The organism is Nonomuraea sp. 10N515B, from assembly GCF_052245915.1.
In the GTDB taxonomy this organism is placed as follows: domain Bacteria; phylum Actinomycetota; class Actinomycetes; order Streptosporangiales; family Streptosporangiaceae; genus Nonomuraea.
On sequence record NZ_JBQQBQ010000155.1, the window covers coordinates 1 to 4,482 of the forward strand.

Below are 4,482 nucleotides of genomic sequence, written 5' to 3' on the forward strand. Positions count from 1 at the left end.
CTGGTCCGCGCCGGGGCGAAGTTCCGCAAGGGCAAGCTCATCGAGCGGCCCGAGGAATCACCGGCTATCGAAGAGCAGTCGGCAGCCGCCTGAAAGATCTTGATCCACAGGTATTGACGATTCCTCTCTGGCCGACGCCAACCCTGACAGCGGCGCGTATCGCTGAACAGGGCACAGTCATTGAGAGCGATGTCTAATCAGCTTGGCCGAACGCCATTCAAAGTGACAGTGCCAATCCGAGCGCGACGGTCAGATGACGTTGACGGCGTCCAGGAGGCCGGCGGCGAGTTCGGCATCGCCAGTGATCGTCACATTGCTGTCGCGCCAGGACGACCGCTGTGTGCCCCAGTCGGGGAAGGTCAGTGCGGGGGCGGTGACGTGCGCGGCGACCGGGCCGTGGGACGGGGTCAGGACGCCCGCCTCGTCGATCCACCACGTTCCGCCGCCGGGGCCGGTGAGGGTCAGGGCGACGCGAGTGTCGAGTCCGGTGACCGGCGCCTGCGCGACCTGGTTGCTCAGCACGGCGATCATCCAGGTAAGGACCGCCCGCATTCGATCGGCGTCGGTGGGCGGCACGGGTCGGCCGAGCGCCGGGGCGATGTCGTGGCGCAGGTGGGTGTGGTGGTCGAAGACGAGGGCTCCGCCGATCATCAGGCCTAGGGCCTGTTTCGGAAGTCGATCAGTGCTCAGAGTCTCGTGTGGGACTGCTTTGTCGTACCTGCCTGGCATGATCGCTTGCCGTCAGAGACCAACGTGGCCTGATCCGATGGGAGTTATAGGTAATGAGCAGCGATGATGTCCGGAAGCGTGCTGAGCAGCCAGAAGATCTCAGCCGGTTCGTCGTGGAGCGGCTTAATGCGGGCGACGTCGAAGGTCTGGTGGCTCTGTATGAACCGGACGCGGTGCTCGCATTGCCGAACGGCCAGGTCGCCACGGGCAGCAGGGAGATCCGTCAGGCGTATGAACATCTGGTCGCAGACAAGCCCACCTTTACTCCTGGGCAGCAGCAGCCCACGCTGCAGAACGGCGACCTGGCCCTCACGTCGGTACGCCTGGCCGATGGCGGTGTCACCGTTGAGGTGGCTCGCCGCCAATGCGACGGCACGTGGTTGTGGATGATCGACCAGCCCAGCCTTCTGGGGTAGGTCAGAGCCATTCGTTGATGCAGGCGATGTGTACGGTCGCTTCGTAGCGGACGGCGAGCTTGTCATAGCGAGTGGCCACGGCCCGGTGGCGCTTGAGCCGGTTGATCGCGCACTCCACGGCGTGGCGCTCGCGATAGTCGGCCATATCGAACTTGGGCGGCCGTCCGCCGTGCGATCCACGCTTGAGCCGGTGGGCCGCCTGGTCCTTCTTCTCCGGAATGGTGCACTTGATCCCGCGTCGGCGCAGGTAGGAGCGATTGGCGCGGGAGGAGTACGCCTTGTCGGCGCGAACTCGGGCCGGGCGGGTGCGCGGATGGCCGCCTCCCAGCCGGGGCACCCGGATCCCTTCCAGCACGGGCCGGAACTGGGGCGAGTCGCCGCGCTGCCCGCCGGTGATAACCAGCGAGAGCGGCTTTTGGCCCTGCTCGACGGCCAGATGCAGCTTGGTGGTCAGTCCGCCGCGCGAGCGGCCGAGCCCGTGGTCGTCCGGCTCGTGCCGGACTCCACCCGGCGGTTCTTTCTGTTCATCCCCCTTTTTCCCGCACCAGCGGCGTGCTGGTGCGCCCGGGCGATGGTGGAGTCGACCGAGACATCCCAGGTGATCAAGCCCTTGGCGTCGGCCTGGGCCTGTAACGCGACGAGGATGCGCGCCCAGGTCCCGTCCCGCTGCCAGCGGCGAAACAGCCCGTACACCGTCTGCCACGACCCGTACCGGGCGGGTACGTCCCGCCACGGCGCGCCCGTCCGCGTCCGCCACCGGATACCGTCAATGAGCTGCCGCTTCGTCCACGTTGGCGGACGTCCAGGCTTCTTACCCACCGGAAGCAACGGCTCCAGCACCGCCCACTGCGCGGCGGTCAAATCCCCTCGACCCACACAAAGATCATCTCAGAAGTGGATCACTCGATTGATCCACTTCTGAAACGCGCCCTAGGGGGTACCGACCGAGTTCGGCGAGCGGTACACGCACACGGGTGATGGGCGTGCGCCGCACGACCTCGAGGAGCGTGGTGGCTCGCCGGCCCGCGAGCTGGTACTCGGCCATGACCCGCGCCCGGCTCCAGTCGCGTCGCCGAGCGACCGGGTCTTCGTTGAACTGTTCGAGACTCGGGGCAAAGGCCGCGCGCAGCCCGCCGGGCGTGCAGAAGCCACGCGCTGTGGCGCCGATGTGGGCGACGACGTCGGCGATGCGCCATCCCGCCGCGCCACTGGGTGCCGTCCATTCGTCGTCGCTGAGGCTGGTCGTGAAGTCGAGCATCTCGGTGCGTTCCGCGCGCAGGGCGGCGACCATGTTCCGCAGGTCCGCTGCGGGAAGGCGCTCGGTCATGTCTTCTCTTGGGGTCTGGAATCTGTGGCGTGATGTTGCGGTAGCTACTGCTCTTCGTCTCCGCAACAGTTCTCAGTGGGTGTTGCTCTTGTGGCTGTTGTTGCAGTTGTAGGCTTCACAGCCGTTGATCAAGGAGCAATGGATGCAAGTGTTTCCGGTCACGCTGCCATCGGGCGTCCGGTACTGGACGGTGCTGGACGAGTCGATGGCGATGGTGCCCGCGGCGGACGAATACCTTCGACACCTGCGGTTCGGGAGAGACGCCGCCGAGCTGACAACGAGGACGTACGCCTCGGGGATCTGCTTGTACCTGCGCTGGTGTCAGCGCACCGGACGTGCCTGGCAGTCCGCCGCCGGCTTCATCGGGTTGTTCATGACCTGGCTACAACACGCGCCGACGACCGCGACGCAGGCGGAGTGGGACCCGCGCGGCAGCGAGGTTCGTGTCGGGCCAGGCGTCGAACCCGCGCGCGGAGCTCGGCGAGTCAACGTGGTGCTGTCCGCGGTTCGCGGTTTCCTGCTCCACGCGGCCTCCTATGGCGAGGTGCCGCAGGAGGTACTGGCCCAGCTCTATGAGGTGGCGGACGCACGCGACCTACCCATCGAGGCTCGCGGGATCGACGCCCGGTTTCGACTGCGTGCTCGGCACCGCATGCGCGAGGCGAAGCCGGACATCGATCGCGCCACGAACGAGGAGATCGTGGCACTGTTTCAGGCCTGCCGCTCGGCCCGCGATCGACTGATCATCGGGCTGATGGCTCGTGTCGGCCTGCGTCGTGGTCAGCTAACCGGGCTGCGGCGGGAGGACATCCACTTCCTGCCGGATTCCACTACCTTGGGTTGCCGCGTACCTGGCTCCCACCTCCATGTGGTGCGACGCGACAACGTCAACGGAGCCTGGTCCAAGTCGAGGCCGAGCCGTTGTTTGCCCGCCGACTTCCTCGTCGTCCAGGCTCACGATCAGTATGTTCTTGAACGCGCCGCCTGCCCGCAGGCCGAGGACAGCGACTTTGTGCTAGTCAACCTCTTTCGACAACCGCTGGGCGCTCCCATGCCCCCAGATGCGATCAACCGCCTGGTCACCGACCTGAGCCGCCGCGCTGGTTTAGACCGGCACCTTCATCCCCACATGCTTCGCCATGCCTTCGGAAGCAATCTCGGCGATGCCGGTGCCGCCCTGGATGAGATCCAGGAACTGATGGGGCATGCCTCGCCTACCTCCTCTGAGCCCTATCTCCACCCCGATGCCCAGAGATTGCGCGCCGCGATCGACCGAGTCCCCAGCCCGCGTCTCCTGGGCGAGGGCTGACCGATGCCCCTCAGCCTGCTCGAAACTCACCCCCGCTCTGACGGCACCGCCAGCGACCTCATCGACTTCTACACGTCCCTGACGACCTCACAGTTCCTGACCGAGATTGGATGGGACGCCGACCGGACGGCTCTGACCATCTCGCAGGAGCACCCGCTGCTGGGCTGGCGCGCCTGCCGCAGCGAAGGCTGCACTGTCGGCACCCGCGCCAAGCTGGGGTTGTGCTCCTCATGCGCCAACCGGTTCCACGCCAGCGGGCTGAGCGAGGAGGACTTTCTCGCCCGCGGCCGGACATCGAGGAAGAGCGGTCTGGGGAGGTGCGCCGTCGCCGGGTGCGGCCGTCCTTGGAAAACCGCCAGGGCCAAGTTGTGTCACGCGCACGCCCACCAGCAGCAACAGATTTTGCGGCTACCCCTCCAGGAGTTCGTCGCGCATCCGAGCGTGACACCGCTGCTCAGCTACGGCCCCTGCGCGGTCGTCGCCTGCCTGCGCGACCGCGACGGCACACGGTCGGTCTACTGCCACGCCCACTACGAACGCTGGAAGCTCCGCCAGAAAGCCGGTGTCGCTGACGAGGTGAGCTGCCCCGGGTTGGTTGGAGGCTCCCAAGACTGGAAGGCTGGGAGTCGTGCCCGCACCGAGGAAGTACCCGCAAGAGTTGCGTGATCGCGCCGTCAAGATGGTGTTCGACCTGCGTGAGG

General features: G+C 66.6%; 6 protein-coding genes. 3 read left to right on the plus strand and 3 right to left on the minus strand.

Annotated features, from left to right (window positions below):
- Positions 1–249: 249 nt before the first annotated feature.
- Positions 250–651 carry a hypothetical protein gene (locus tag ACTWQA_RS58585; RefSeq protein WP_443167425.1) on the minus strand — a complete coding sequence of 134 codons (402 nt, stop codon included), beginning with the start codon at positions 649–651 and terminating at the stop codon, positions 250–252.
- 131 nt (positions 652–782) lie between these two features.
- Here ACTWQA_RS58585 and ACTWQA_RS58590 point away from each other — a divergent pair, with 131 nt between their 5' ends.
- Positions 783–1,145, plus strand: a complete 363-nt coding sequence (locus ACTWQA_RS58590) for a YybH family protein (RefSeq protein ID WP_443167426.1) — start codon at positions 783–785, stop codon at positions 1,143–1,145.
- A gap of 1 nt (position 1,146) precedes the next feature.
- Here the strand turns inward: ACTWQA_RS58590 and ACTWQA_RS58595 are convergent.
- Together ACTWQA_RS58595 and ACTWQA_RS58600 are read right to left on the minus strand one after the other, a co-directional pair.
- Positions 1,147–2,021 (minus strand): IS5 family transposase gene (locus tag ACTWQA_RS58595; protein WP_443167427.1). Its coding sequence is split into 2 segments (ribosomal slippage): positions 1,147–1,646 and positions 1,646–2,021, totalling 876 coding nucleotides; the frame shifts between segments, so codons are not numbered across the junction.
- 7 nt (positions 2,022–2,028) lie between these two features.
- Positions 2,029–2,472: a maleylpyruvate isomerase N-terminal domain-containing protein gene (locus ACTWQA_RS58600; RefSeq protein ID WP_443167428.1), complete on the minus strand. Its 444-nt coding sequence runs from the start codon at positions 2,470–2,472 to the stop codon at positions 2,029–2,031.
- A 142-nt stretch (positions 2,473–2,614) separates the two neighbouring features.
- Here ACTWQA_RS58600 and ACTWQA_RS58605 point away from each other — a divergent pair, with 142 nt between their 5' ends.
- A complete protein-coding gene (locus ACTWQA_RS58605) occupies positions 2,615–3,781 on the plus strand; it encodes a tyrosine-type recombinase/integrase (protein ID WP_443167429.1) in 1,167 nt (388 codons plus the stop codon).
- 3 nt (positions 3,782–3,784) lie between these two features.
- Positions 3,785–4,447: a hypothetical protein gene (locus ACTWQA_RS58610; RefSeq protein ID WP_443167430.1), complete on the plus strand. Its 663-nt coding sequence runs from the start codon at positions 3,785–3,787 to the stop codon at positions 4,445–4,447.
- The last annotated feature ends 35 nt before the right edge of the window (positions 4,448–4,482 follow it).

Excerpts from the sequence above, each read along its gene's own strand:
- ACTWQA_RS58585 (WP_443167425.1), bottom strand. The coding sequence starts at position 651 with ATGATCGGCGGAGCCCTCGTCTTCGACCACCACACCCACCTGCGCCAC.
- ACTWQA_RS58590 (WP_443167426.1), top strand. The coding sequence starts at position 783 with ATGAGCAGCGATGATGTCCGGAAGCGTGCTGAGCAGCCAGAAGATCTC.
- ACTWQA_RS58600 (WP_443167428.1), bottom strand. The coding sequence starts at position 2,472 with ATGACCGAGCGCCTTCCCGCAGCGGACCTGCGGAACATGGTCGCCGCC.
- ACTWQA_RS58605 (WP_443167429.1), top strand. The coding sequence starts at position 2,615 with ATGCAAGTGTTTCCGGTCACGCTGCCATCGGGCGTCCGGTACTGGACG.
- ACTWQA_RS58610 (WP_443167430.1), top strand. The coding sequence starts at position 3,785 with ATGCCCCTCAGCCTGCTCGAAACTCACCCCCGCTCTGACGGCACCGCC.